Origin of the sequence: Acidithiobacillus sp. M4-SHS-6, assembly GCF_047421495.1 — a bacterium.
GTDB lineage: Bacteria > Pseudomonadota > Gammaproteobacteria > Acidithiobacillales > Acidithiobacillaceae > Acidithiobacillus.
Map to the genome: position 1 here is coordinate 1,268,050 of NZ_CP175559.1, position 23,693 is coordinate 1,291,742.

Annotated in this window: 28 protein-coding genes, 1 tRNA gene, 1 pseudogene and 1 other annotated feature; of the genes and pseudogenes, 26 read left to right on the plus strand and 4 right to left on the minus strand. The window is 56.8% G+C overall.

Features of this window, described 5'->3' with window-relative positions; translation table 11 throughout:
• Window positions 1-115: 115 nt before the first annotated feature.
• On the minus strand, window positions 116-487 hold the full coding sequence (locus ACJU26_RS06450) for a hypothetical protein (RefSeq protein WP_414041688.1): 372 nt from the start codon (window positions 485-487) through the stop codon (window positions 116-118).
• Window positions 488-707: 220 nt separating this feature from the next.
• Between ACJU26_RS06450 and ACJU26_RS06455 the strand changes: the two genes are divergently transcribed.
• The 17 genes from ACJU26_RS06455 to ACJU26_RS06535 all read left to right on the plus strand — a co-directional run bounded on the left by ACJU26_RS06455 (window position 708) and on the right by ACJU26_RS06535 (window position 14,958).
• On the plus strand, window positions 708-1,571 hold the full coding sequence (locus ACJU26_RS06455) for a YicC/YloC family endoribonuclease (protein ID WP_414041689.1): 864 nt from the start codon (window positions 708-710) through the stop codon (window positions 1,569-1,571).
• A 6-nt stretch (window positions 1,572-1,577) separates the two neighbouring features.
• A complete protein-coding gene (gmk, locus tag ACJU26_RS06460; RefSeq protein ID WP_414041690.1) occupies window positions 1,578-2,216 on the plus strand; it encodes a guanylate kinase in 639 nt (212 codons plus the stop codon).
• Window positions 2,217-2,238: 22 nt separating this feature from the next.
• On the plus strand, window positions 2,239-2,514 hold the full coding sequence (gene rpoZ, locus ACJU26_RS06465; RefSeq protein WP_414041691.1) for a DNA-directed RNA polymerase subunit omega: 276 nt from the start codon (window positions 2,239-2,241) through the stop codon (window positions 2,512-2,514).
• The gene (locus tag ACJU26_RS06470) at window positions 2,498-4,777 is read left to right on the plus strand and encodes a RelA/SpoT family protein (protein ID WP_414041692.1); all 2,280 of its coding nucleotides are present in this window, start codon (window positions 2,498-2,500) and stop codon (window positions 4,775-4,777) included. Before rpoZ ends, ACJU26_RS06470 begins: the two co-directional genes overlap by 17 nt.
• A 15-nt stretch (window positions 4,778-4,792) precedes the next feature.
• Entirely contained in the window at window positions 4,793-5,182 is a 390-nt protein-coding gene (locus ACJU26_RS06475) for a Rid family detoxifying hydrolase (RefSeq protein WP_414041693.1), read from the plus strand.
• A complete protein-coding gene (locus ACJU26_RS06480; RefSeq protein ID WP_414041694.1) occupies window positions 5,151-5,399 on the plus strand; it encodes a DUF1858 domain-containing protein in 249 nt (82 codons plus the stop codon). The genes ACJU26_RS06475 and ACJU26_RS06480 overlap by 32 nt, the downstream gene beginning before the upstream one ends.
• Before the next feature lie 4 nt (window positions 5,400-5,403).
• The gene (gene recG, locus ACJU26_RS06485) at window positions 5,404-7,455 is read left to right on the plus strand and encodes an ATP-dependent DNA helicase RecG (RefSeq protein ID WP_414041695.1); all 2,052 of its coding nucleotides are present in this window, start codon (window positions 5,404-5,406) and stop codon (window positions 7,453-7,455) included.
• An 88-nt stretch (window positions 7,456-7,543) separates the two neighbouring features.
• Window positions 7,544-8,386: a L,D-transpeptidase family protein gene (locus ACJU26_RS06490; RefSeq protein ID WP_414041696.1), complete on the plus strand. Its 843-nt coding sequence runs from the start codon at window positions 7,544-7,546 to the stop codon at window positions 8,384-8,386.
• 549 nt (window positions 8,387-8,935) lie between these two features.
• Window positions 8,936-9,175: a hypothetical protein gene (locus tag ACJU26_RS06495; protein WP_414041697.1), complete on the plus strand. Its 240-nt coding sequence runs from the start codon at window positions 8,936-8,938 to the stop codon at window positions 9,173-9,175.
• Window positions 9,176-9,304: 129 nt separating this feature from the next.
• Window positions 9,305-10,533, plus strand: a protein-coding gene (locus ACJU26_RS06500) for an IS3 family transposase (protein WP_414041194.1) whose coding sequence is annotated in 2 segments (ribosomal slippage) — window positions 9,305-9,584 and window positions 9,584-10,533 — 1,230 coding nt in all. Because the reading frame shifts where the segments join, the coding sequence is not laid out codon by codon here.
• Window positions 9,583-9,699: a sequence feature (AL1L pseudoknot), on the plus strand. Its footprint overlaps the gene before it by 117 nt.
• Window positions 10,530-10,892: an MOSC domain-containing protein gene (locus tag ACJU26_RS06505; RefSeq protein WP_414041698.1), complete on the plus strand. Its 363-nt coding sequence runs from the start codon at window positions 10,530-10,532 to the stop codon at window positions 10,890-10,892. Before ACJU26_RS06500 ends, ACJU26_RS06505 begins: the two co-directional genes overlap by 4 nt.
• A gap of 74 nt (window positions 10,893-10,966) precedes the next feature.
• Window positions 10,967-11,470 (plus strand): GrpB family protein, encoded by a 504-nt coding sequence (locus tag ACJU26_RS06510; protein ID WP_414041699.1) that lies wholly within the window; start codon window positions 10,967-10,969, stop codon window positions 11,468-11,470.
• A 7-nt stretch (window positions 11,471-11,477) separates the two neighbouring features.
• Window positions 11,478-11,960, plus strand: a complete 483-nt coding sequence (locus ACJU26_RS06515; protein ID WP_414041700.1) for an N-acetyltransferase family protein — start codon at window positions 11,478-11,480, stop codon at window positions 11,958-11,960.
• A gap of 385 nt (window positions 11,961-12,345) precedes the next feature.
• Window positions 12,346-13,608, plus strand: coding sequence for an IS256 family transposase (locus ACJU26_RS06520; protein ID WP_414041701.1), 1,263 nt, complete (start codon window positions 12,346-12,348; stop codon window positions 13,606-13,608).
• Window positions 13,609-13,637: 29 nt separating this feature from the next.
• Window positions 13,638-13,901: a GNAT family N-acetyltransferase gene (locus tag ACJU26_RS06525; RefSeq protein WP_414041945.1), complete on the plus strand. Its 264-nt coding sequence runs from the start codon at window positions 13,638-13,640 to the stop codon at window positions 13,899-13,901.
• 25 nt (window positions 13,902-13,926) lie between these two features.
• A complete protein-coding gene (locus tag ACJU26_RS06530; protein ID WP_414041702.1) occupies window positions 13,927-14,439 on the plus strand; it encodes a GNAT family N-acetyltransferase in 513 nt (170 codons plus the stop codon).
• Between the two features lie 84 nt (window positions 14,440-14,523).
• A complete protein-coding gene (locus tag ACJU26_RS06535; protein ID WP_414041703.1) occupies window positions 14,524-14,958 on the plus strand; it encodes a GNAT family N-acetyltransferase in 435 nt (144 codons plus the stop codon).
• A gap of 301 nt (window positions 14,959-15,259) precedes the next feature.
• Here ACJU26_RS06535 and ACJU26_RS06540 read toward each other — a convergent pair whose 3' ends face one another.
• A complete protein-coding gene (locus ACJU26_RS06540; protein ID WP_414041701.1) occupies window positions 15,260-16,522 on the minus strand; it encodes an IS256 family transposase in 1,263 nt (420 codons plus the stop codon).
• A gap of 140 nt (window positions 16,523-16,662) precedes the next feature.
• On the opposite strand from ACJU26_RS06540, the gene ACJU26_RS06545 reads away from it, so the two are divergent.
• The 9 genes and pseudogenes from ACJU26_RS06545 to ACJU26_RS06585 all read left to right on the plus strand — a co-directional run.
• The gene (locus ACJU26_RS06545) at window positions 16,663-16,989 is read left to right on the plus strand and encodes an N-acetyltransferase family protein (RefSeq protein WP_414041946.1); all 327 of its coding nucleotides are present in this window, start codon (window positions 16,663-16,665) and stop codon (window positions 16,987-16,989) included.
• A 45-nt stretch (window positions 16,990-17,034) separates the two neighbouring features.
• A complete protein-coding gene (locus tag ACJU26_RS06550; protein WP_414041704.1) occupies window positions 17,035-17,526 on the plus strand; it encodes a GNAT family N-acetyltransferase in 492 nt (163 codons plus the stop codon).
• A gap of 71 nt (window positions 17,527-17,597) precedes the next feature.
• On the plus strand, window positions 17,598-18,992 hold the full coding sequence (locus tag ACJU26_RS06555; protein ID WP_414041705.1) for an N-6 DNA methylase: 1,395 nt from the start codon (window positions 17,598-17,600) through the stop codon (window positions 18,990-18,992).
• 44 nt (window positions 18,993-19,036) lie between these two features.
• The gene (locus ACJU26_RS06560; protein ID WP_414041706.1) at window positions 19,037-19,261 is read left to right on the plus strand and encodes a BrnT family toxin; all 225 of its coding nucleotides are present in this window, start codon (window positions 19,037-19,039) and stop codon (window positions 19,259-19,261) included.
• 209 nt (window positions 19,262-19,470) lie between these two features.
• The gene (gene istA / locus ACJU26_RS06565) at window positions 19,471-20,991 is read left to right on the plus strand and encodes an IS21 family transposase (protein WP_414041947.1); all 1,521 of its coding nucleotides are present in this window, start codon (window positions 19,471-19,473) and stop codon (window positions 20,989-20,991) included.
• Between the two features lie 17 nt (window positions 20,992-21,008).
• On the plus strand, window positions 21,009-21,767 hold the full coding sequence (istB, locus tag ACJU26_RS06570; RefSeq protein WP_414041707.1) for an IS21-like element helper ATPase IstB: 759 nt from the start codon (window positions 21,009-21,011) through the stop codon (window positions 21,765-21,767).
• A gap of 146 nt (window positions 21,768-21,913) precedes the next feature.
• Complete coding sequence (locus tag ACJU26_RS06575; protein ID WP_414041708.1) at window positions 21,914-22,252, plus strand: BrnA antitoxin family protein; 339 nt, start codon at window positions 21,914-21,916, stop codon at window positions 22,250-22,252.
• A gap of 44 nt (window positions 22,253-22,296) precedes the next feature.
• On the plus strand, window positions 22,297-22,554 hold the full coding sequence (locus tag ACJU26_RS06580; RefSeq protein WP_414041709.1) for a hypothetical protein: 258 nt from the start codon (window positions 22,297-22,299) through the stop codon (window positions 22,552-22,554).
• Window positions 22,536-22,691 (plus strand): annotated as a pseudogene (locus tag ACJU26_RS06585) (IS110 family transposase); the annotation flags it as partial. The gene ACJU26_RS06580 and the pseudogene ACJU26_RS06585, both read left to right, overlap by 19 nt.
• 192 nt (window positions 22,692-22,883) lie before the next feature.
• Here the strand turns inward: ACJU26_RS06585 and ACJU26_RS06590 are convergent.
• Both ACJU26_RS06590 and ACJU26_RS06595 read right to left on the minus strand, forming a co-directional pair.
• A tRNA-Arg gene (locus ACJU26_RS06590) sits at window positions 22,884-22,960 on the minus strand.
• A gap of 134 nt (window positions 22,961-23,094) precedes the next feature.
• Complete coding sequence (locus ACJU26_RS06595; protein ID WP_414041710.1) at window positions 23,095-23,685, minus strand: hypothetical protein; 591 nt, start codon at window positions 23,683-23,685, stop codon at window positions 23,095-23,097.
• Window positions 23,686-23,693: the final 8 nt, after the last annotated feature.

Sequence of the window (23,693 nt, forward strand, 5' to 3'; positions counted from 1 at the left end):
CTGCCCCGCTGGGTGCTGAATCTGGGCTTCATTGTGCTGGTACTAGCCGGGGGCAGATCGTGGGCCGCTATGTGGGTACCATTTCCCTGCCCGTGATTACGTGATTATTGGCCAGTTACTCTGGATGTTTCGCTAGAGAACTTGGCTGGACGTTACCCTGTTGACGTGCCGGCGAGTAGAGTGGTGCCAGCGCTCTTGCCGTGGGTTGCGACGACTCCAGAGGGCAACTCGGACGACGATGATATTGGGCGTAGAGGCGCTCCCAATGCCGTCGGGTTTCGGCGGGCTTTGCCCGCGCCATGGCCAGCATGCCAAAGCCATCGTCATCCCAGCCGCAATCACTCAGAACGAATTCTGGCCAGCGCTGCATGTACGCATCCCGCATCAGGTTTTTGCCGAGTTCAGCCAGGTCTTCAGCAACTCCCAGGGCGATGGCCCGCTCTTTCCATTCATCCCATTCAAACAGCATTTCCTGCATGGCAACCATTGGACACTCTCCCGTTGTGAAATCATGCGCATCTTTATGACGACCGTGCGTTTCAAGTACAGTATTTAAGATATAGTTCAGAGCGCCATGGTCGTCAATGAATATATTCACATGGCCATATATTATGTTTTTAGGATAGTGTGCTACGGATGGCTGATGATGCTGGCTTATGCTAGTTTAAACGTTCATTCTGGGCGTATGTAGTGATGGAGTAATGCGGATGATTCGAAGCATGACGGGGTTTGCCCGCAGAGAAAGGCATGGCGACTGGGGAACCCTGATCTGGGAGTTGCGGACCGTCAACCATCGCTTCCTGGATATCAACTTGCGTTTGCCTGAAGGTTTTTCGGTGTATGAGAGTGCCATCCGGGCACGTTTGCAGAAATCCCTGTTGCGCGGCAGAGTGGATGTCTGGCTCCGCTTCCAGGAAGTCGAGAGCGGCGGATTACGGCTCAATCGCGATCTGGCCGGGCAATTGCAAGCGGTATATGGCGAATTGTTGCAGTGCTGGAATCTGCGCGAGGCTGTGTTAAACCCGCTGGATGCGTTGCGCTGGCCGGGTCTGGTGCAAAGTGCCGGAATGGACAGTGCTGTCCTGGAAGAAGAAATGCTGGCCTTGCTGGACAGCACCCTTGCAGAATTGCAGACATCCCGGGAGCGGGAAGGTGCGGCCCTGGCCCAGATTCTGTTGAGTCGGGTGGAGGCGATTGCCGAGCAGACCCGCGCCTTGCGCGCCCATCTCCCGGAGCTGGAAGAGGGATTACGCAAGCGTTTGCAGACCCGCCTCGCGGATCTCGCCCTGCAGGTGGATCCCCAGCGCTGGGAGCAAGAGATGGTGTTTTATCTGCAGCGCCAGGATACGGCAGAGGAGCTGGATCGTCTCGATACCCATCTGGCGGAATTGCGGCGGGTACTGGCACGGCGCGAGGCGGTGGGACGACGTCTGGATTTTCTGATGCAGGAACTGAATCGTGAAGCCAATACCCTGGCTTCCAAGGCGGCCGACAGCCAGGTCACTTTCGCTTCGGTGGAACTGAAAGTATTGATCGAACAAATGCGTGAACAGGTGCAGAATGTGGAGTAGAAAATCATGACGAATGGCCCGGAACGCGGTATCCTGTGGATTATTTCGGCACCCAGCGGGGCGGGAAAAACCAGTTTGTCGCGGGCGCTGGTAGCCGCGACTGCGCAGTTTCGGACTTCTGTTTCCTATACGACGCGGCCAGCACGCCCCGGAGAAGTGGATGGCACGGATTACCATTTTGTCGGGATGGCGCAGTTTACCGAAATGGCCGAGCGGGGTGAATTTCTGGAATATGCCCGGGTTCATGGTAATGGTTATGGAACCAGTGAATCCTGGGTCAAAAGCCAGTTATTTGCGGGCATGGATGTCTTGCTGGAAATAGACTGGCAGGGAGCGCGCCAGGTGCGTGAACGTTTGCCGGGGCAGGCGGTCAGTATATTCATACTGCCCCCTTCACTGGCGGCTCTGGAAACCCGTTTGCGCGGACGCGCCCAGGATTCGGAAGCGGTCATCGCTCGTCGGGTGGCGGCGGCGCGTGAGGAATTGCTCCACTACGACGAATTTGACTATCTGGTGGTGAATGACCAGTTCGACACGGCGCTGGCGGATTTGCGCAGTATTGTGCATGCGGAACATCTGCGTCTGGGTAGCCAACAGCACGCCCAGCACCAGCGTCTCAAGGACCTTTTGGGTATCAATGACTAACTATGGAACAAGGTAAATAGCAATGGCGAGAGTAACTGTTGAGGATTGTCTGAAAAATGTCACCAATCGTTTTGAACTGACCCTGGTCGCGGCACGTCGTGCCCGACAGTTGGCGGCAGGGGCGGTAGCAGGCGTAGCACCGGGACGGGACAAAAATACCGTGATCGCCCTGCGGGAAGTGGCGGCAGGACTGGTCACCCGGTCTATTCTGGATGAGCAGGTGCCCCCTCCGCTGCCCAATTTCCCGGGTGCGGCAGGTCGTGATCTGGCTGGAGCAGAGGATGCCGCCAGCGCCTGAAACGGTGGATGCCATTTCCGTCCCGGTGTTGCCACTGGCGACCGGCGTGGGGGAAGTGCTGCGCCTGCCGCCGGTCAAACCGGCTCTGGATGATCCCTGCGCACCCCTGCGGGCCTTGTTGCAGCAGTATATGGCTCCGGAGGAGGTGGCTCGGGTCAGGGAGGCTTATGAGCTGGCCTCGGCGGCCCATGGGAAGCAGACCCGGCGCAGTGGTGAGCCCTATATTCATCATCCGGTGGCGGTGGCCTGTATTCTGGCGGAATTGCAACTGGATATTTTTACCATCCAGGCCGCTCTGCTCCATGATGTCATAGAAGACTGCGAAATCAGCAAGGAAAACCTGGCGGAACAATTTGGCCCGGAAGTGTCCGAAATGGTGGACGGCGTCAGCAAACTGGGGCAGGTCCGTTTCGAAACTCGGGAAGAAGCCCAGGCAGAAAATTTCCGCAAGATGTTCCTGGCCATGTCCCGGGATATCCGGGTCGTGCTGATCAAGCTTGCCGATCGTCTGCACAACATGCGGACCATGGGGGTCATGACCCCGGAAAAAAGACGGCGGATTTCCCGGGAAACTCTCGATATTTATGCGCCCATTGCCCAGCGGCTGGGTATTCATGCGATTCGTATCGAACTGGAAGAACTGGCTTTTTCGCACCTCTATCCCAAGCGCTGGCATGCCCTCAACGAGGCGATCAAGGCGGCGCGGGGCAATCGCAAGGAGGCGGTCCAGAAAATCGAACAGGCGCTGCTGGATCGCCTGCATCAGGAGGGCTTTGATGCCCAGGTCAGCGGCCGGGAAAAGCATGTCTACAGTATCTACAGCAAAATGCAGAAAAAAGGCATGGCCTTCAGTGCCATCCTGGATCTGCATGCCTTCCGGGTGATCGTGGCCGATGTGGATACCTGCTATCGGGTGTTGGGTATCATACACAGTCTGTATCGCCCCATTCCCGGGCGTTTCAAGGATTATATCGCCATTCCCAAATCCAACGGTTACCAGTCCTTGCACACCGTGTTGCTGGGTCCTTTTGGACACCCGGTGGAGGTGCAAATTCGTACCGAAGACATGCACCGGGTGGCGGAGGCGGGTGTGGCTGCCCACTGGTTGTACAAAACCGGCATGAACCATGCTCACGCTGAAACCCAGGCCAGGGCATGGTTGCAACGCTTGCTGGAATTGCAGACCCAGGGGGGCGATTCCCAGGAGTTTCTCGAAAGTGTCAAGCTCGATCTTTTCCCGGATGAAGTCTATGTATTTACGCCCAAAGGAAAAATTCTCAGCCTGCCGCGCGGGGCCACGGCGGTGGATTTTGCCTATGCCGTACATACGGACATTGGTAATCAGGCCGTGGCGGCGCGGGTGAATGATATGTATGTCCCCTTGCGCACCCTGCTGAATAATGGTGACAAGGTGGATATTATCACGGCCGCATCCGCCCATCCCCAGCCCGGCTGGCTGGATGTGGTGGTCACCGCCAAGGCGCGGAGCAGTGTCCGGGCCTATCTCAAAACCATTCAGCGCGGAGATGCCGAAACCCTGGGTCGTAATCTCCTGGACAAGGCCTTGCAGAGCCTGGGGGGAAATTATCAACAAATACTGCCTGCCGATTTGCAGCGGGTGCTGACCACTTTCAATGTCCAGGATGAAGGCCAGTTGCTGGCGGCGATCGGAATGGGAGAAGTGTTTCCCTTGGTGGTGGCCCATAAATTGTTACCCGAAGAAGATGATCGTGGGCGTTTGGCACAGACCGCGCGGCGTCTGGGGCAGGCGGTGAGCCAGCTGTTACCCAGTCGCCTGAATCGGGAGGCTGCGGCAAAAAAACCACTGCTCATTCGGGGTACGGAAGGGATGCCCATCACCTTGGCGCGTTGCTGTCGCCCCATCCCGGGCGATCCTATTCTGGGTTTCATCAGTGCGGGTAAAGGGATAGTAGTCCATACCCACGACTGTCATAACATCCGCGAATGGCGCAAGCGGCGCGATCGCTGGGTGGATGTGCAGTGGGATCCCGATGCCCACGGCGACTTCCCGGTGACGATCCGGGTCGTGGCCGAAAGTGCCCGGGGTGTGCTGGCCCGGATTGCGACGCTGATTTCCGATGAGGATTCCAACATCGATCATGTGGATATCGAGCCTCAGGATGGACTCTATACCGGAATCACCTTTACCATATTGGCCCATGACCGGGATCATCTGGCAAAAATCATGCGCAGTTTGCGGAGCTTGCCCATGGTATCCCGGGTGCAGCGGGTCAAAAGCTAAATCCAGGGAGATCTTATGCCAGTACCAGTACACAGCGATGCAGCACCCCAGGCCATTGGCGCCTACAGTCAGGCAATGACCCATAATGGCTTGCTCTACCTTTCGGGGCAGATACCCCTGGATCCCCATACCGGGCAGATGGTGGAAGGGGATTTTTCCCTGCAGATCCAGCGGGTGCTGGATAATCTCCGGGCGCTATGCGTAGCCGCCGGCACAGACCTGCAACAGGCCATCAAGTTGCAGGTTTTTTTGACCGACCTCAGTCACTTTACCGAGGTCAATCAGGCGCTGGAGGCAGAATTTGCCCAACCGTATCCCGCCAGAGCCGTCGTGCAGGTGGCGGCACTCCCCCGGGGTGCCCAGGTGGAAATCGATGGTATTGTCGCCCTGGGCAAGTCTGACTGAGATGGATCGCGCGGAGTTGCTGGCCCAGCCCATGCGCGTGCTGCTGCAAGAGCACCCGGTGCTGGTGACCCTGCTGGAAGAGCGCGGTATTCATTGTGGGGAATGTTTTATCGCTGAACGGGAAACTCTGGCAGGAGTGGCGCGGATGCATGCCGTGGATATTGACGAAATTTTGAAGGCCTGGGCCCAGCGCGAGGCTCTGCCCCGTAGCGACTGAGCAGGTGGCTACTCCCTCTTCCTTCTATCTGCAAAGTTCAGTTTCTGCCCTGCGTGGTGTGGGTCCGGCACTGGTGCAGCGCTTGCAACGCATGGGTATCTGGCGGGTGCAGGATGTGCTTTTCCACCTGCCCAGTCGCTATCAGGACCGCCGTCATCTCCTGCCCATGGGATCTTTGCTGCCTGAGCAAGAAGCTGCGGTGTTGGGCGAAATCACCCAGGTCGAACACTTGCGCGGCCGCCGCGATCAGTGGCTGGCCACCCTCAGTGATGGCACGGGGCAGCTTCATATCCGCCTTTTTCATATGCTGCCCCCCATGCGCGCTCAATGGCAGCCGGGGCGGAGCTTGTGGTGTTTTGGAGAAACCCGGGCAGGTTACCAGGGACTGGAAATGGTGCATCCCGAATGGGAGATGGCCGACCGGCCCCAATTCCAGGCGCCGACCCATCTTACTCCCTTTTATCCCAGTACCCAGGGCATTACCCAGGCACAATGGCGGCGCTGGGTCGCCCAGGCGCTGACCCTCGTTGACCAGCTTCCTGACTATCTGGCGAAGTATCTCGGTCCGGCCTGGCCAGCCCTGGACGAGGGTTTGCGGCTTTTACATGAAAGTGCCGAAGATGTACCCACTCCTGTCCATCCTGCCTGGCAGCGTCTGGCTCTGGAAGAACTGCTCGCCAATCATCTGGCCATTCGTTCCAGCCGGGTTGGCAGTGACGTGGCGGGGGCTCCGGTCATCGCCGGGAACGGGACTTTATGGCGCCGTTTTCTGCAGCAGTTGCCTTTTGCGCCTACTGCCGCCCAGGAGCAGGTTATTGCCGAAATCAACCAAAGTCTGGCCCAGGCCCAGCCCATGCGCCGCTTGCTGCAAGGCGACGTGGGGTCGGGTAAAACCCTGGTGGCTGCCGCCGCCGCATTGACTGCCGTGGAACAGCATTTTCAGGTGGCCCTCATGGCCCCGACGGAAATTCTTGCGGAACAGCTTTCCAACCGTTTTGCGACCTGGCTGGCCCCCTTGGGCATTGAGGTGGGATATTTGGTGGGAGGGCTGGGCCAGAAAGCCCGACGTTTGCTTCTGGAGGCTATACAGGAGCAACGTATTCAGATTATTGTCGGTACCCAGGCACTGTTTCAGGAGGAAGTGAAATTTGCCCGGTTGGGGCTGGTGATTATTGATGAGCAACATCGCTTTGGTGTGGATCAGCGCCGCCTGTTGCTGGAAAAGGGGCGGATCCCGCATCTGCTGGTGATGACCGCGACGCCGATCCCACGTACTTTGGCGATGACCGTCCACGCGGATCTGGATGTGTCGGTGATTGATGCCCTGCCACCCGGCCGTAGCCCGGTCGAAACCCTGGTGATTGCCGATACCCGGCGGGGGGAGCTGATGGCTCGAATGCGTCACCGCCTGGCCGATGGCGAGCAGATTTACTGGGTGTGCCCCCTTATCGAAGAGTCGGAAATATTGGCCTTGCAGGCCGCCGAGACCAGTTATGCCGACTTGCAGGCCGCCTTGCCGGAAGTCACCATGGGCTTGATTCATGGACGCTTGCCAGCCGCAGAAAAAGCACGGGTGATGGCGGATTTTCAGGCGGGCAAAACCCGGATTCTGGTGGCCACTACGGTGATTGAAGTGGGGGTGGACGTACCTAATGCCAGCCTGATGGTCATTGAACATGCCGAACGCATGGGGTTGGCCCAGTTGCACCAACTGCGTGGCAGGGTAGGGCGTGGGCAGCGGCAAAGCAGTTGTATTTTACTGTATCATCCTCCCCTGAGCGCGAAGGCTCGGGCGCGCTTGCAGGTTTTGCGAGATAGTCGGGATGGCTTTGTCATTGCCCGCAAGGATCTGGAGTTGCGGGGGCCGGGGGAATATCTGGGTACCCGCCAAACCGGGTTGTTGCAGATGCGGGTGGCCGATATGCTGCGTGATGAAGCCCTTTTGGCCGAATTGCCGGCTCTGGCAGAGCAACTGGAGCGCCATGATCCCGAAGCGGTGCAGGCCCTGATTCAGCGCTGGGTAGGGCAGCGACTGGATTATAGTCGGGTCGGATAGAAAAAGCTGCCAGATTATCATGGACTTTTGACCAGATTCTCGCGTATACTATGAAAGTCAGAAAACGAAAAACCAAGGAAGCCGGTATATGGGTGTTTTGAGAAAATGGTGCTTACTGCTGGTCGTCTTCGCACTCTGGAGTTTGGCGGGATGTGCTCCCCAGATTTCCGCGCCAACCGTGCATTCTGTGGCTTACTATGCGGCACAAATCCATCCCCCGGTCGTTGCTCCGGTTGCTCCGGCAGTATCACCGGCCATTTCTGCTCCAGCCCAGGCGCAACCCGTCAAGATTGTAGTTTCGACGGCCTCCCATCTGCTCCGGATTTATCGGGGCGATATCCTTCTGGCGACATATCCTGTGGCCATCGGTTTCAATGGCTCGGCACCGCGCCGCATTCGGGGTGATGATGTGACGCCCGTGGGCCATTATCATATTGGCTGGATACGTTACGGCACTCAGTATGGTCCTTTCATGGGGCTCACCTATCCCAATAAGGAAAATGCGGAATGGGGTCTGAAGCAGGGGATCATTACCCATCGTCAGTATCGGGCCATTGTGGACGCCATCGATTCTGGCCAGACGCCTCCCCAGAATACGCCCTTGGGCGGCGAAATCGGGATTCATGGTATGGGTCCACAATTTTCTGATGATCCGGACAGCAAGGTCTTTCCGGGTCGTTGGACGGCAGGTTGTGTGGCCTTGTCCAACTGGAATGCCCAGCAGATAGCGGCGCTGGTGCAAGTCGGCACCCCCGTGGAAATCGTCGGCGAGGTCGGGGGTTATCGACGCAATCTGGATCCGAAAGCAGAACTGGCCTGGACCAAATATCAGCATCGCCAAACAGGGGTTACGGATGAACTGGCCTCCAGTATTGGCAGTCATTTGAGTCCGGTAAAATACGCGCAGAACCCGGATACCCAAAAACCATAAATCGTGCTGAAAATCCTCCTGGAGGTTTTTCCATATCTTATATAGTGGGCGGCAAGCGGGGCTGGTGGCGCTCGGATATCGAACGGGTTCTGCCGAAATTCCCGGCAATCGGAGATGGTAGCGCCGGTGATTAAGTTCCCTTTTTAAACAGAAAACAGCTTGGAATTTTTCCTAAGCCGTTGATTTCATTGGTGCGCTCGGAGAGAGTCGAACTCCAGACCTACTGGTTCGTAGCCAGCATTAGCCACTTTTTCGCCACATCCCGCCATTTCTGCGTTTTATAACTATCTGAAAAACAACAGAACATGAAATGACCATATCCCAATATATCCCAGAATATCCCAATATGTCCTATTCTTACTGTCCCGAAATTGTCCCGCGAAAATCGCCCCAAAACCCACGCTATCCTTGACGTTCAGAACTTCACCACTTCACCGGCGACAGCAACCCGGCAACCTATCCAGCAGATGCAGACACAACTGACTTTGCACTTTTCTGGCTATGTCGTATGCTGGTTGGCATAGCCAATCAGCGAGAGGAGAAGGGCGTATGAGCGATGAAATCGAAAGTCTGGTGCTTGAACACCTACGTCACATCCGGGGGCGCGTCGATCAGATTGCGGAAGATATGGGGGATATGAAGCACCGCATATCAGGACTGGAACAATCCATGAACCTGGTGAAACGTGAGATCAACCTGAGCGAAGAAACCGATGCCAGGCAACAGATCACCCTCGATAAACTGATCGAGCGTATCCAACGCATCGAGCGCCGACTGGAGCTATCCTGAGTGCCTCTTTATCAAGTCCTTGTTCGACAAGACCCGCACTTAATAGTAGCGGTCGTCTTTTATCCAACCTATCAAGTATTGAACCGCCCCGGGTTTGGTGGAGGCTCCAACCTTTGAGAGAATGGAGCTATGAATAAGTCCAAGCAGTTTTCGTCTGAAGTCCGTGAGCGCGCTGTTCGCCTGGTACAAGAACATCGCGGTGAATATCCTTCCCTGTGGGCCGCTGTCGAATCTATAGCCCCCAAGATTGGCTGTGTGCCATCCACTCTGCTGGCCTGGGTGAAGCGGGCAGAAATAGATGCCGGTCAACGTCCCGGCATGAGCACTGCTGAAGCACAGCGTATCAAGGAGCTGGAACGTGAGGTCAAGGAACTACAGCGCGCGAATGAAATTCTGAAGCTGGCCAGCGCTTTTTTCGCCCAGGCGGAGCTCGACCGCCGTTTGAAGCATTGAAGCGTTTCACCGATCAATACCGGGACCGCTTCGGGGTCGAGCCGATCTGCCGAGTCTTGCAGATTGCCCCATCGGGTTACCGACGTTATGCGGCACAACAGCGGAACCCGACGTTGCGCAGTGCCCGGGCGCAGCGGGACGCGGTGCTCTTGCTGGAGATTCAGCGGATCTGGCAGGCACACCTGCAGGTCTACGGTGCGGATAAGGTCTGGAAGCAGATGAATCGCGAGGGGATACTGGTAGCACGTGGTACCGTAGAGCGCCTGATGCGGCATCTGGGCATACAAGGGGTAGTCCGCGGCAAGCGGATCCGCACCACGGTTCCAGATACCCAGGTACCCTGTCCACGAGACCGGGTCCACCGGATTTTTCGGGCGGAGCGTCCTGATCAGCTCTGGGTTTCGGATTTCACCTATGTGTCCACCTGGCAGGGCTGGCTCTATGTTGCTTTCGTGATTGATGTGTTTGCGCGTCGGATTGTGGGATGGCAGGTCAGCTCTACCATGCATACGGACTTCGTGCTGGATGCCTTGGAACAAGCGCTACACGCCCGACAACCGCAGCGGGACCAATCCCTGATTCACCACAGCGACCGGGGATCGCAATATGTCAGCATCCGCTACACAGAACGGCTTGCCGAGGCGGGCATCGAACCCTCTGTGGGAAGCAAGGGAGACAGCTATGACAATGCCCTGGCAGAAACCATCAATGGGCTGTACAAGGCCGAATTAATCCATCGTCGGGCACCCTGGAAAAGCAAAGCATCCCTGGAATTGGCCACCCTGGAATGGGTACATTGGTTTAATCATCACCGACTTCTGGAGCCCTTGGGTTATATCCCTCCGGCAGAAGCTGAGGCACAATATTACCAGCAACTCGAACGTCAGGCCGGCCAAGCGGCATGACTTACTTCAATCAGCCTCCACAATACTCGGGGCGGTTCACCCTTGTCGAAGCAGAAGAGATTGAGTTCTTCTGTGACTGGCAAGGACGAACGACTGACCTATCACTCACTCGCCGGAACATTGTGACTAGGGGCGTCAGACTGAATGGCCTCCTGAATGTCGAGTTCACCATCGGTGCCGTCCGATTGCGCGGCGTGGAGCTTTGCGAACCGTGCACGATTCTGGGCAACGCCTTGCGCAGCGAGGCCATTGATCCAGCAGCCGTGATCAAACACTGGGTTGGTCGCGGTGGGCTGCGCGTTGACGTACTCATTGATGGAGAGATCCTGATCGGTGATCGCGTTAAAACTGCCATCTAACACGTCGGGCGAGGCGACAGCCAAAACCTGGTTTCGCCAGCTTTCGTCTGCGCTCACCTCCACAGTGAAACACCATGCAGCTTCTTGAGCCCTCTCGCTACCAAGCACTTGCCGGCGAAGCATTCGCGTCGCTGGTGGAAGAACTCGGGCCGCATCTACCCGATGCGCAGTTCGAGCATGTTGGCGCATCGTCCATTCCGGGTGCGATTTCCAAGGGTGACTTGGACATTTGCATCGTAGTAGCTCCAGTCAAGCATCAGAGCATCGTCGAGACCCTGGAAGCGTTGGGCTACGTGGTCAAGACCCATACACTGCGCACCCCTGAACTTTGCATGCTGGTGTCTCCGCGCCAGGATCTTGATGTTGCTTTGCAAGTAGTTGCACAAGGCTCGCAATTCGAGTTCTTCATGCATTTTCGCGACGCCTTGCGCGCGGACCCCATCCTGGTTGAGCAGTACAACGAACTCAAACGCCAGTTTGCTTCCGCAAGTCCGGAGCGCTATCGTGCAGAGAAGGCAAAGTTTATCGAGGCCGTGCTCGGGGGGGCTAACCCCTCAGCCAAGGGGCATCAGGGATGATTTCACCATGATCCTCTACCGCGAAGCCCATGAAACCGACATCACCGCAATCTGCGCACTTGGTGAGGAAGTGAATGCGTTGCACCATCACGCCTTTCCTCAGATCTTTGCGGGTGCCGGGGAGAGGGGTCGTGATAGCGCCCACTGGCTGAACAGCATATCCAAGCCCGAGGCAGTTACGATTGTTGCCGAAGAATCTGGGTCGATCGTCGGCTTTGTGAATGTCTTTATCGTTAACGAGACGCATACGCTGCTTCAGCCTTTGCGCTATGGCAGGGTCGGTAGCGTCAGTGTCACCGAGAAGATGCGTGGTCAAGGCATCGGCCGCGAACTCATGAACCGGGCGCAAGCGTGGGTTTCGGCCTGCGGCGGCGTTGAGGTAAGACTCACCGTATGGGCGTTCAACTCCCGGGCATTACGCTTGTACGAGGAACTTGGCTATGAAACCCGGTCTTTACACCTTGCCAAGCCGCTCCCGAGTGGGGCTTGAATCCGCTCCTAATCAAGCGGGCCTATCTATGGTAGGCCGGTTATCAGCAAGCGAGATGCGCCCCATGACGATCATAGTCCGCCGAGGAAGGGAAAGCGATGCAATGGCAATCTGTCAGTTACTGCGTGTGATAACCCCCTTGGTCATTCCAGACCAGACTGTCCCGGAAGCCGCAAAGTTCCTGGAGAGCTTTGAGGGACCATCTGTCACGGCTCGTCTAAACGCCGCCAATTATAGTTACTTTGTTGCTGAGGAAGGCACCGAGCTTCGTGGGGGAGCTATGATCTAATCTGGTGTACAGGCAGATTACAGATGACTTGAGCAAGGTGGCGTACTGTTGCTACAAAGGGTTTGCAGACCAAGTAAGCAACGTAAGGAGTACGCCGTGGAAAAGAATACCGTATTTGAGGGTGGTATGGGAGAGCTGGGCTTGGGGATAGAGGGCGTGCTGCGACGTGCGGCACGTTCCCTGATCGAACAGGCCATAGAGACAGAGGTGGCCGTATTGCTGGAAGAGTTTTCTGCTGTGCGAATGGTCAATGGTCGTCAGGCGGTCGTTCGTAACGGCCACCTGCCGGAGCGAGAGATCATGACTGCCCTGGGTCCTGTGCCAGTGAAGGTCCCCAAGGTTCGGGATCGCTCGGGTTCGGGGGTGAAGTTCAATTCGGCACTGGTGCCACCGTATGTGCGGAAATCGCGGACGGTGGCGGCCACGGTCCCCTGGCTGTATCTGCATGGGGTATCTTCTGGCCACATGCAGGAGGCGCTTTCTATCCTCCTGGGCGAAGAGGCCAAGGGGCTTTCCCCGGCGGCATTGGGGCGGCTCAAGGCGCAGTGGGCGGAAGAGCATGCTGCCTGGCAACGCCGTTCTCTGGAAGGTAAACGGTATGCCTACTGGTGGGTGGATGGCATTTATACCAACCTGCGGGCAGAAGAAGATCCGCGCATCTGCCTGCTGGTGATTATTGGCGTGACGGCGGACGGGAAGAAGGAACTGGTCAGCGTAAGTGATGGCCTGCGCGAGTCCAAGGCTTCCTGGCTGGAGATACTCCGTGATCTCCAGGCGCGGGGGCTGGAAACCGCTCCTTTGCTGGCGATTGGGGATGGCGCCATGGGCTTCTGGGCAGCGTTGGATGAAGCGTATCCCGAAACCCGCCAGCAGCGCTGCTGGGGGCACAAGACCGCCAACATCCTCAACGAACTGCCCAAATCCAAGCAGGGCAAGGCGAAGGCGGCATTGCAGGAAATCTGGATGGCCGAGAGCCGGAAGGCTGCGGAGAAAGCCCTGGAGGTCTTTGTGCGCAACTACCAGGCGAAGTATCCCAAGGCCGTGGCCAAGCTGGAAAAGGATCGGGCGGAATTGCTGGCCTTCTATGATTATCCGGCCGAACATTGGCGACATATCCGCACCACCAATGCCATTGAATCGACCTTTGCCACCGTGCGTCACCGGACATCGCGCACAAAAAACTGCGTGTCGCGCAACAGCTTCATTGGATTGGGCTTCAAGATGCTGCAGCAGGCAGAAAAGCGCTGGATCGCCATTTTCCATCCGGAGAAAGTGCGTGATCTGTTTGCGGGGGTAAAATTCACCGATGGATTACCGACCAACCAAACCCTGCCGGATAACCAACAGGACGCCGCCTAAGCTATGTTAGAACACGCTCATACACCAAAATTGACGATAGCTCGCTTCGTGGCTATATCGCGCTCCGTGATGGACAGCATCTGTATCACTTATTCGTACACCCGTTGTTTCACCGGCAGGGCATCGGCCGTTTGCTCTGGCAACACTTGCTTCAAGCCACGGGATCCCGGACTATTACAGTAAGGTCTACTTTGGCTGCAGTTCCGGTGTATCGAAGCTTCGGATTCATCCCCAGTGGTGAGCCACAACTTCGCCGCTGCCCGGCTTACCTGCCCATGGAGTACAAAAGGTGATGGCTGACCAGCAATGCGCGCTACCATGAGATTAGAAGGCAACTTGTGCGCCATTCGAGATTGGCAGCCCAGCGACGAGGCCGCCCTGGTTGCCGTTGCCAATAATCGAAGTATTTGGCGCAATCTCCACGATCGCTTCCCGCATCCTTACACGCAAGCGGACGCCCGCTTTTGGTTTTCTCTGCTTGCGGCGATGCCCGAACCCACACATTGGGCTATCGAGATGAAAGGTGTCGCTATCGGTGGCATTGGGGTCGATCTCGGAGAAGGGATCTTCGCCAAGTCTGGGCGATTCGGCTACTGGCTTGGCGAACAATATTGGGGGCGGGGCATCATGTCAGAGGCCGTGCGTCTCACTTCTGATCATGTCATGAAGCACTTTGACCTGACTCGCTTGGAAGCGTCGGTATTCGCATGGAATCCAGCGTCCATGCGGGTGCTCGAAAAAGCGGGATTCGTGCGCGAGGGGGTTCTGCGCCGTAGTGTCTTTAAGGATAACCAGCTGATTGACCAAGTTCTCTATGCGCTCATCCGGTAAAAAGACACCGAAATCGACAGTCGAGCGGACCTGGGCAAAAAGTCGTGCAGGCCGTTTACCTCATGTTGGCCGCCTATGAGAATCATGATCGCGGCAAAATCACACGCTGACGAGATCCACGATTTTATTCTTCGCGTCGCAAAGTCGGAGGTGTTCCCAAGGCTTGGATTGGAAGGCCAATCTTACTTTGAATCGACGCTGCGCCAAGATATTGAGCAAATACTTATGCGTGACGGCGGCACGTATCTGGTTTGTTTTGGCTCAGAATTAATTGGGGTATGTGGTTTTCGACATTCTGGCCATGTCAACCACCTATTCGTCGCGCCAGAGGCATGTGGGAAAGGGGTGGGACGCATCCTGTTGCAGCAAGCCTGTGATTATATTGCCGGCCCCATTATAGATCTGAATGCTTCCCTCAATTCGATTGGGTTTTATACGCGGCTCGGCTTTGAAGCTGTCGGTTCACCCCAAAGTGCGCATGGCGTAAAGTACCAGCATATGAGCTTGGTCAAGCGATAGCGAAATTAAGCCGGGATTTTCCCCGAGCTTGCTTGCATGATGAACCGACTGATAATCCATGACCGCCCCCAAAACATGTGGCGGTTGAAAGAGAGAGTTGCTATATGACCAGGATCAGGACCATCCGAGAGAATGATGCAGAGGACTTCTTGTTTCTCTTGAAGAAGCTCGACGAGGAGACGGCGTTCATGTTGTTTGAACCTGGGGAAAGGCTTACAACAGTTGAGGAGCAACGTGAAATCATTCGGCGGTATCAAGGAGCTATCGTCAATTTTGGTGTATGAGCGTGTTCTAACATAGCTTAGGCGGCGTCCTGTTGGTTATCCGGCAGGGTTTGGTTGGTCGGTAATCCATCGGTGAATTTTACCCCCGCAAACAGATCACGCACTTTCTCCGGATGGAAAATGGCGATCCAGCGCTTTTCTGCCTGCTGCAGCATCTTGAAGCCCAATCCAATGAAGCTGTTGCGCGACACGCAGTTTTTTGTGCGCGATGTCCGGTGACGCACGGTGGCAAAGGTCGATTCAATGGCATTGGTGGTGCGGATATGTCGCCAATGTTCGGCCGGATAATCATAGAAGGCCAGCAATTCCGCCCGATCCTTTTCCAGCTTGGCCACGGCCTTGGGATACTTCGCCTGGTAGTTGCGCACAAAGACCTCCAGGGCTTTCTCCGCAGCCTTCCGGCTCTCGGCCATCCAGATTTCCTGCAATGCCGCCTTCGCCTTGCCCTGCTTGGATTTGGGCAGTTCGTTGAGGATGTTGGCGGTCTTGTGCCCCCAGCAGCGCTGCTGGCGGGTTTCGGGATACGCTTCATCCAACGCTGCCCAGAAGCCCATGGCGCCATCCCCAATCGCCAGCAAAGGAGCGGTTTCCAGCCCCCGCGCCTGGAGATCACGGAGTATCTCCAGCCAGGAAGCCTTGGACTCGCGCAGGCCATCACTTACGCTGACCAGTTCCTTCTTCCCGTCCGCCGTCACGCCAATAATCACCAGCAGGCAGATGCGCGGATCTTCTTCTGCCCGCAGGTTGGTATAAATGCCATCCACCCACCAGTAGGCATACCGTTTACCTTCCAGAGAACGGCGTTGCCAGGCAGCATGCTCTTCCGCCCACTGCGCCTTGAGCCGCCCCAATGCCGCCGGGGAAAGCCCCTTGGCCTCTTCGCCCAGGAGGATAGAAAGCGCCTCCTGCATGTGGCCAGAAGATACCCCATGCAGATACAGCCAGGGGACCGTGGCCGCCACCGTCCGCGATTTCCGCACATACGGTGGCACCAGTGCCGAATTGAACTTCACCCCCGAACCCGAGCGATCCCGAACCTTGGGGACCTTCACTGGCACAGGACCCAGGGCAGTCATGATCTCTCGCTCCGGCAGGTGGCCGTTACGAACGACCGCCTGACGACCATTGACCATTCGCACAGCAGAAAACTCTTCCAGCAATACGGCCACCTCTGTCTCTATGGCCTGTTCGATCAGGGAACGTGCCGCACGTCGCAGCACGCCCTCTATCCCCAAGCCCAGCTCTCCCATACCACCCTCAAATACGGTATTCTTTTCCACGGCGTACTCCTTACGTTGCTTACTTGGTCTGCAAACCCTTTGTAGCAACAGTACGCCACCTTGCTCAAGTCATCTGTAATCTGCCTGTACACCAGATTAGATCATAGCTCGGTATCAAGCCGGGGGGGGGCGATGTCATCCTGGTTGCTGAATGCGAAAGCCAGTTAGTGGGCTACATAGCAGCCATTGCCGGGAAGTACAAAAGGAATAGACACGGCGGATATGTGGTTGTGGGAGTGCTTCAATCCTTTTCTGGGCAGGGCATTGGCACCAAGCTGTTCAAGGAGTTGGAGAAGTGGGCTGGTGAAGGTCAACTTCATCGCCTTGAGCTGACTGTCATGGTGCACAACGAGAGAGCGATAAGGCTGTACAAGAGGGTGGGGTTTGAGATTGAGGGAAGAAAAAAACACTCATTGTTGGTCAATGGGTCGTATGTGGATGAGTATTACATGTCGAAGCTATTGTGAACTCAAACGCTAGTTTGCTATGGCCTACCTGATCCAAGATGAATCATGCGCTCATCCGGTAAAAAGACGCCAAAATCGATAGCCGAGCGGACCTGCCAAATGATGAGATTTTCGTGTCGCTCCGCCACTGAGGATGATAAATCTTTCATATTCGAGTCATACAAACTCTCTATGGGCAGCTATATTGAGTGGGCGTGGGGATGGAATGAAAAAACCCAGCACAATGGCTTTTGGACAAATTTATCCATAGACAATTTCAAAATCATTTGCGTCTCTGGGCAACCTGCCGGAGCATTTTATGTCGAAGAAAATGAGCAGCGCCATTGGCTTCGTATGATTTTTTTGAGGCCTGAATTTCAGGGTCATGGCATAGGTTCCACATTACTTGGCCTAGAAGTAGAGCGGGCAAGATGTGCTGGAAAGTTTTTGGAGCTGAGGGTCATAAAGATCAACCCCGCAAAACGCCTTTATGATCGCTTAGGATTCACGGTGGTGGAAGAAGACGATGTTACTTACTCCATGAAACTCGTACCATAAACTAAAGGGCAGTTCGAAAAACTCCCCATTTCCAGTAAAATGCAGGGAGTCGCTTGGAAGAGAGAGCAACCATGGCAGGACTGGTTGGGCAAAGCGGATTATTCCCCGGAGATCGACGTTTACGGGAGCTGGACTTGCTGGGTGACGGCCTGCCGCTGCTCAATCGGCTCATTCCGTGGGAACGTTTCCGCCCGATTCTGGAGAGTGTGCCCAAGGCCAAGCCCAAGGGACCGGGAGAGAGAAAGCCCTATGACCGGATACTCCTCTTCAAGATGATGGTCCTGCAGCAACTGCATAATCTCAGCGACGAACAAACCGAATGCCAGATTCGGGATCGCCTCAGTTTTCAGCGTTTTCTGGGGATCAGCCTGGAAGAAGCCGTACCCGATCACACGACCCTGTGGCTGTTTCGAGAATCTTTGGCCCAAGCCCACCCAGAATTCTACACCCCGGCCTCAGTGGTCCGCACCCTGGTCACCACGCTGGCCCCCTACAAGGGGCGCATCTATGACCCCTGTTGCGGCTCCGGCGGCATGTTCGTCCAGAGCGAAAAGTTCATCGAAGCCCATGGCGGCAGGATCGGGGATATCAGTGTCTATGGGGAAGAATCCAACCCTAACACCTGGAAGCTGGCCCTCATGAATCTGGCCATTCGCGGCATCGAGGCGGACCTGGGGACAGCAGATGCGGATACCTTCCACAAAGACCTGCACCCCGCCCTGCGGGCCAATTACATCCTCGCCAATCCGCCCTTCAACATATCCGATCGGGGCGGTGATCTGCTGCGCGACGACAAACGCTGGCAGTACGGCATTCCGTCTGCCGGCAACGCCAACTTCGCCTGGGTGCAGCACATGGTTCATCACCTGGCCCCCTATGGCGTCGCCGGTTTCGTGCTGGCGAACGGTTCCATGTCCTCGAACACCAGCGGTGAGGGCGAAATCCGCGAGCACCTCATCGAGGCGGACTTGGTGGACTGCATGGTGGCCCTGCCCGGTCAACTGTTCTACAGCACCCAGATTCCGGTGTGTCTATGGTTTCTGGCCAAAAATCGCGATGACGGACGCGGCATGGGCGGTAAGGAACTCTATGAACGAACCGGCGAAGTGCTGTTCATCGACGCCCGCAATATGGGCTTCATGGCCGACCGTACCCACCGGGAACTGAGCGGCGAGGACATCCAGCAGATGGCCGACGCTTATCACAACTGGCGCGGCGATGGGCCGGGGGAATATGTCGACATCCCAGGCTTCTGTAAGGCCGCCAGCCTCGATGACATCCGCAAGTTTGGCCATGTCCTGACACCCAGGCGCTATGTGGGCGCTGCCGCCAAGGACGAGGATGACGAACCTTTTGTAGAGAAGATGGAACGGTTGACTCAGGAACTGTCCGAGCAATTGGCAGAAGGGCACCGGCTGGAAGCGGAAATGCGGAAGAACTTTCGGGTGTTGGGGTATGAAATCTAAACCATCACACCTTGACGAGGCGAAGTATCAACATAATCATCAATATGACTCTTGATTGGGATGAAGAAAAACGGCAGGCAACCCTTGTTCACCGGGAGCTGGACTTTGCGGATTGCGTAGAGGTATTTGCCGATGTCACCTATGAGTTCCCGGATACCCGCAAGGACTATGGCGAAGCACATACCGTATGCATCGGATTCCTGAAGCATCGCATGGTTGCCGTGGTGTACTGCGTATTCTGGCCCATCGTGGGCAGTCATTCTGAATGATCGTGGGCGGTGATTCTGGGCGATGGTGGGCAGTGATTCTGGCGGATCGTGGGCAGTTTGCGCGATTTTCCAGAATCGATGCCCACGATGCCAGAATGGCCTGCGGAAATTCCTCTGTGGAGTAAAAAACATTTTGGTCATTCATTGGCTTGAGCGGCATTCTGGGTCCTTTTTAGAGGAGATCCAGCATGCCCACACCGAGGATGACCATGAAAGCGATTATCGAGATCCTGCGATTACACGCCGCCGGTTGTAGCCAGCGGCAAATAGCCCGCGCCTGCGGATTGTCCAAGGGGGCCGTGGGCAAGTATCTGCAACGGGCGACGGAAGCCCAGATAGGGTGGCCTCTGTCGGAGGGGCTGACGGTCGTGGAGGTAGAACAGCGGCTGAACCCGCGCCGCCAGCCGCTCCCGGCGTCCCGGCCGGTCCTGCCCGACCTCGCGCAGATCCATACGGAATTACGGCGCAAGGGCGTGACCCTGCAACTGCTCTGGGAGGAGTATGTGGCCGCCCACCCGGGCGAGCGCACCTACCAGTACTCCCAGTTCTGTGTCCATTACCGCAGCTGGAAAGCCCGCCTCAAAACCAGCATGCGTCAGCAGCATGTGGCGGGCGAAAAACTCTTCATTGATTATGCGGGGCCTATGGTAGCGGTCGTGGACCCGGGCACCGGCGAGATCCGGCAGGCCCAGATCTTTGTGGCGGTGCTGGGGGCTTCCAGCTATACCTATTGCGAGGCCACCTGGAGCCAGAGTCTGCCGGACTTCCTGGGGTCCCATGTCCGGGCCTTCCGGTTCTTCGGCGGAGTACCCGTCCTGCTGGTCCCCGACAACCTCAAGGCGGCGGTCACCAAGGCCTCCCGCTATGAGCCCGAGATCAACCGCAGCTATCGGGATCTGGCCTCCCATTACGGAGCCGTAGTGCTGCCGACCCGCCCCTATAAACCCCAGGACAAGGCGAAGGTCGAAGTCGGTGTGCAAGTGGTGGAGCGCTGGATCCTGGCGCGGTTGCGGCACTGCCAGTTCTTCTCGCTGATGGATCTCAACAGGGAGATCCGCCGCCTGCTGGAGGACCTCAATCAGCGCCCCTTCAAGCAGCTACCCGGCAGCCGCCACAGCGCCTTCATATCCCTGGAACAACCGGCCCTGCAGCCCTTGCCCGCACAGGACTATGTGTTTGCGGTCTGGAAAAGCGCCAAGGTCAGCATTGACTCCCATGTGGCCTATCAGGGGCATTTTTACTCGGTGCCCTATCGCCTGGTCAGTGCCCGGGTCGATCTGCGGGTCAGTGCCCGGACGGTGGAAATCTTCCACCAGCAACAGCGGGTGGCCAGCCATCCCCGCCAGACCCTGCAGGGGCGTTACAGCACCGTCCCGGAACACCTGCTCAAGGCCTACCAGCAACACCGGGAGTGGTCCCCGGGACGGCTCCTGAATTGGGCACTGTCCATTGGCCCTGCCACCCGGGACGTGGTGCGCTGGCAACTGGCGCGGCGCGCCCATCCCGAACAAGGCTACCGATCCTGTCTGGGCCTGCTCAGCTACTCCCGGCGCTATGGCAAGGAGCGTCTCGATGCCGCCTGTGCCCGGGCGCTGAAGATCGGTTCACCGACGACCCAGAGCATCCAGTCCATCCTGAAGCAGGGGATGGATCAGGTCCAGGAGAGCCCCTCTCCCGCGACCCCCCTCCCGACCCACGACAATATCCGTGGACCCCACTATTACCAGTGATATACCAGGAGTTTCCCATGTTATACCAACCCACCCTGCAGGCCTTACGACAGCTCAACCTCACCGCCATGGCCGAAGCCCTGGAAGAACAATCGCGCCTCCCCCAGGTCCAGGATCTCCCCTTTGAGGAGCGCCTGGGCCTGCTGCTGGACCGGGAACTCGGTGCCCGGGATCAGCGCCGACTGACACGTCTGCTGAAGCTCGCTCACCTCAAGCACAACGCCTGCGTGGAAGACATCGACTACCGGGCCTCGCGCGGTCTGGAACGCGCCCGGATGCGCTCCCTGATCCAAAACACCTGGATCCGTCAGGGCCAGAACCTCCTGATCACCGGGGCCACCGGTACCGGTAAAACCTGGCTGGCCTGCGCCCTGGGACAGCAAGCCTGCCGGCAGGGGCTGAGTGTCCGTTATCTCCGTCTCCCCCGGCTGTTTGAAGAACTGCAGACCCGGCACGGGGACGGCAGCTTTGGCCGTTACCTGAACACCCTGGCCAAGATGGACCTGCTGATCCTGGATGACTGGGGTCTGGCCCCCATGCGCGGAGAGGACGTGCGTGATCTGCTGGAAATCATCGATGACCGGGTGAACCAGAAAGCGACCCTGATTACCAGCCAGTTACCGGTCAATCATTGGCATGACTATCTGGGCGAGCCCACCGTGGCCGATGCCGTCCTGGATCGCCTGCTGCACAGCGCCCACCGCCTGGAGCTGAAAGGCGAATCCTTACGCCGTCATCGGGACCCCGACACCACCCCCAAAGTTGACCCATCGTGACCGCCTGTGCTTAAAATCACAACGACCAAAATGTTCACTCTCCAGGGGTGCCCACGATCGCCAGAATTGGTGCCCATGATCAATAGAATACGCAGTGTACATGCAAAGAGGAGAAATCCGGCGGATTATTTCAATGAGGAAATGCAATGAACGCGAAATCAAAAACTACCGCGAACGTCTGGCGAGATGAAGACGATGCAGCAGAATTGACGGGTACAGAGCTGGATCATCCAGAAGGGCATTGGCTACAGGGTGGCAATCCTATTGATGGCGAGCAAGGCCAGGCGGCGTTTCGTGCCCATTTGCGAAAGAAGCAGGTCAACATGCTGATCGATCCGGATATTCTCGAATACTTCCGCCAGAAAGCGGGGCGGCGCGGGTATCAGACGCTCATTAACCGGACGTTGCGGGAATCCATGGAGCGGGAATCCTTGCTGGACGCCGTGCGCAAAGTGCTTCGTGAAGAATTGCATCACACGGACTAAAACCGACCAGAGATAAATCACGGCGGCTTCGCAGGAGAGCAAACATGGCATTGAGTGTAGAACACCTTTTGCGCACGGCCGACACCATGGAGCAGGCATTGCTTGCCATCGAAAATCAGGGCAACCGCGATGATGTGTTCTTTGATATTTACCGCAATGCGGCTATCAAGAGTTTTGAGTTATCACTGGAAACAGCAGGCAAGTTGTTACGCAAAGCGTTAAAGGCATACGGCGGCAGTCCGCGCGAAGTGGATAAACTGGTCTTCAACGATGTGTTACGCCACGCGGGCAAACACATCTGATCCGCTCCATGCAGGTGAATCAGATGCGTGGCCTACTGTATGAATTCTGTGCGGATCTACCCCAGAGTCGCCAACAGGGGCTGAAAGCCGTGCCGAATGCTCTGGCCAATCTGGAAGGCACGGTATTCCCTATGATGATGGCTGGCAGAGTTACTAAACCCACAAGATCGTGAACTACAGTTCATACCCCGTTTTCTGGGAGTGCAAAACACAAAATTCTCTCATGTGCAGTAATGGGGAATCCATGCAAGCGCAATGCAGAAAGTAAACCAAAAGTAAACCAAATGTAAAAATGGGTTGCATGATTAATTGCAACCCATTGTTTTTATTGGTGCGCTCGGAGAGAGTCGAACTCCCGACCTACTGGTTCGTAGCCAGTTGCTCTATCCAGCTGAGCTACGAGCGCGATGCAGGCGTAATATAGCGACTACGCTGGCTGGGGTCAACCGGTTAGCTTGTACAACCCTGTGGTTACATCGCCCGTGGGGTGCCATACATTAACCATACTGGTGTTGTTCTCCGGCAGTGGCGCTGGCAGCATCACACTGTCGCTGATATGAGCGAAGCGTAGGGCGGTACTGTAGCTGTCGAAGTGACAGAAGATGAGGCGATTGCGTTCGAGGAGATCGGATGTGGGCATTGGGTCATTCCTGTTTCGATATAGGCGCGGATGACGGAGGCTCCTATCAGATCCTGGGGGTCCAGTTCGCTGACCTTTTCCAGAATCTCCCGGCATTCGTCCAGTTGCTTGCGGCGTAACAGGATGAAACTCAGGGCCTTCAGGGTAAAGAGATAAAAATGGGCTGGAGTCTGAATGGCGGCCCAGTCGGCTGTGCCTGGAGTGAGGTGCTGCCAGTTGGGGGGGAATCCGCCCAGTCTTGCCCCGCTGGCCAGCGCGGTGCGTGCTATCTCTTCGGCCTCCGCCAGCCGGGACTGGCGAAACAGCAGCTTGTACATGGCAAAATAGGCGGGCAGGTAATCCGGATCGGTCAGTAGATACTGCCTCAGCAGTTTTTCCACCTCGGTCGGGTGTGTGCTACTGGCCAGTGCGGCCTCCAGCAGCGAAGCCGCCTGCCTGGCAGGGTCGGCAAAGGGCAGGATGATCTCGCCGAAGGCGGCGTCAGGGCTCATTGGACCAG

Coding starts and splice junctions, on each gene's coding strand:
- ACJU26_RS06535 (WP_414041703.1), top strand. CDS start 14,524: ATGATCGCGGCAAAATCACACGCTGACGAGATCCACGATTTTATTCTT.
- ACJU26_RS06560 (WP_414041706.1), top strand. CDS start 19,037: ATGACTCTTGATTGGGATGAAGAAAAACGGCAGGCAACCCTTGTTCAC.
- ACJU26_RS06530 (WP_414041702.1), top strand. CDS start 13,927: ATGAGATTAGAAGGCAACTTGTGCGCCATTCGAGATTGGCAGCCCAGC.
- ACJU26_RS06555 (WP_414041705.1), top strand. CDS start 17,598: ATGGCAGGACTGGTTGGGCAAAGCGGATTATTCCCCGGAGATCGACGT.
- istB (WP_414041707.1), top strand. CDS start 21,009: ATGTTATACCAACCCACCCTGCAGGCCTTACGACAGCTCAACCTCACC.
- ACJU26_RS06580 (WP_414041709.1), top strand. CDS start 22,297: ATGGCATTGAGTGTAGAACACCTTTTGCGCACGGCCGACACCATGGAG.
- ACJU26_RS06505 (WP_414041698.1), top strand. CDS start 10,530: ATGACTTACTTCAATCAGCCTCCACAATACTCGGGGCGGTTCACCCTT.
- ACJU26_RS06455 (WP_414041689.1), top strand. CDS start 708: ATGATTCGAAGCATGACGGGGTTTGCCCGCAGAGAAAGGCATGGCGAC.
- ACJU26_RS06550 (WP_414041704.1), top strand. CDS start 17,035: ATGCGCTCATCCGGTAAAAAGACGCCAAAATCGATAGCCGAGCGGACC.
- ACJU26_RS06595 (WP_414041710.1), bottom strand. CDS start 23,685: ATGAGCCCTGACGCCGCCTTCGGCGAGATCATCCTGCCCTTTGCCGAC.
- ACJU26_RS06480 (WP_414041694.1), top strand. CDS start 5,151: ATGGTATTGTCGCCCTGGGCAAGTCTGACTGAGATGGATCGCGCGGAG.
- istA (WP_414041947.1), top strand. CDS start 19,471: ATGAAAGCGATTATCGAGATCCTGCGATTACACGCCGCCGGTTGTAGC.
- ACJU26_RS06575 (WP_414041708.1), top strand. CDS start 21,914: ATGAACGCGAAATCAAAAACTACCGCGAACGTCTGGCGAGATGAAGAC.
- gmk (WP_414041690.1), top strand. CDS start 1,578: ATGACGAATGGCCCGGAACGCGGTATCCTGTGGATTATTTCGGCACCC.
- ACJU26_RS06495 (WP_414041697.1), top strand. CDS start 8,936: ATGAGCGATGAAATCGAAAGTCTGGTGCTTGAACACCTACGTCACATC.
- ACJU26_RS06515 (WP_414041700.1), top strand. CDS start 11,478: ATGATCCTCTACCGCGAAGCCCATGAAACCGACATCACCGCAATCTGC.
- ACJU26_RS06490 (WP_414041696.1), top strand. CDS start 7,544: ATGGGTGTTTTGAGAAAATGGTGCTTACTGCTGGTCGTCTTCGCACTC.
- ACJU26_RS06510 (WP_414041699.1), top strand. CDS start 10,967: ATGCAGCTTCTTGAGCCCTCTCGCTACCAAGCACTTGCCGGCGAAGCA.
- ACJU26_RS06475 (WP_414041693.1), top strand. CDS start 4,793: ATGCCAGTACCAGTACACAGCGATGCAGCACCCCAGGCCATTGGCGCC.
- rpoZ (WP_414041691.1), top strand. CDS start 2,239: ATGGCGAGAGTAACTGTTGAGGATTGTCTGAAAAATGTCACCAATCGT.
- ACJU26_RS06450 (WP_414041688.1), bottom strand. CDS start 487: ATGGTTGCCATGCAGGAAATGCTGTTTGAATGGGATGAATGGAAAGAG.
- ACJU26_RS06470 (WP_414041692.1), top strand. CDS start 2,498: ATGCCGCCAGCGCCTGAAACGGTGGATGCCATTTCCGTCCCGGTGTTG.